This window comes from Halorubrum sp. AD140 (genome assembly GCF_034497445.1).
Lineage (GTDB): Archaea > Halobacteriota > Halobacteria > Halobacteriales > Haloferacaceae > Halorubrum.
In genome coordinates, this window is sequence record NZ_JAXRUU010000282.1 from 1 (window position 1) to 1,128 (window position 1,128).

The window sequence follows — 1,128 nt, forward strand, 5'->3', positions numbered from 1 at the left end:
GTTGCCCTCCAAGATCTTCGCGGCCTCCTCGAAGTCCGAGAGGCGGCCGTTCGTACAGGTACCCAGGAAGGCGACGTCGACATCGTAGCCGAGCATCGACTGGCCGGCCTCGATCTCCATGTGGTCGAGCGCCTGCTCGGCCGCCTCGCGGTCGGTCCGTGCCGCGAAGTCGTCCGGGTGCGGGACCGGCTCCGAGATCTCGATCACCTGTCCGGGGTTTATCCCCCACGTGACGAGCGGGTCGAGCCCGTCGGCGTCGACCGTGACCACGTCGTCGTACTCGGCGTCCGCGTCGGAGCTGATCGACTCCCAGTACGCCTTTCGCTCCTCGAACTCGTCTCCCTCGGGGACGTACTCGCGGCCCCGCAGGTACTCGTAGGTGGTCTCGTCGGGGTTGATGTAGCCGGCGCGCGCGCCGCCCTCGATGGACATGTTACACACCGCCAGCCGGCCCTCCATGTCGAGCGCCTCGATGGCGGGGCCCCCGTACTCGTACACGTGCCCGACGCCGCCGTCGACGCCGAGGTCCTGGATCACTTTCAGGATCACGTCCTTCGCGTAGACGCCCTCGCCGAGCTCGCCCTCGACGTTGACCCGGCGGACCTTCTGTTTGTCCGCCGCGATACAGCCCGTCGCGAGCACGTCGCGGATCTGGCTCGTCCCGATGCCGACGCCGATGGAGCCGAACGCGCCGTGGGTCGCGGTGTGGCTGTCGCCGCAGGCGACGGTCATCCCGGGCTGGGAGAGCCCCAACTCCGGAGCGACGACGTGAGTGATCCCCTGCTTACCGGACTCGAAACCGAAGAAGGTGATACCGCTCTCGCTCACGTTGCGTTCGAGCGCGGAGAGCATCTCCTCTGCCTGGTCGTCGGCCAGCGGCCGCTCGCGCTTGTCGGCCTCTGTGGGCGCGATGTGGTCCGTGGTCGCGAACGTCTGGTCCGGATACGCGACGTCGAGCTCGCGCTCGCGCAGCATGCCGAACGCCTGCGGACTCGTCACCTCGTGGACGAGGTGGAGCCCGATGAACAGCTGGTCCTGCCCGTTCGGGAGCTCGGTGACCTTGTGTCGGTCCCACACCTTGTCGTACAGCGTCCCTTCGCTCATCTGTGGACACCTCCGACCGCGGAC

Annotated in this window: 1 protein-coding gene; it reads right to left on the reverse strand. The window is 67.8% G+C overall.

The features are described 5' to 3' along the window. Nucleotides 1–1,104: 3-isopropylmalate dehydratase large subunit (locus U4E84_RS18200; RefSeq protein WP_322533473.1), on the reverse strand; the 1,104-nt coding region annotated here is incomplete at its 3' end. Nucleotides 1,105–1,128: the final 24 nt, after the last annotated feature.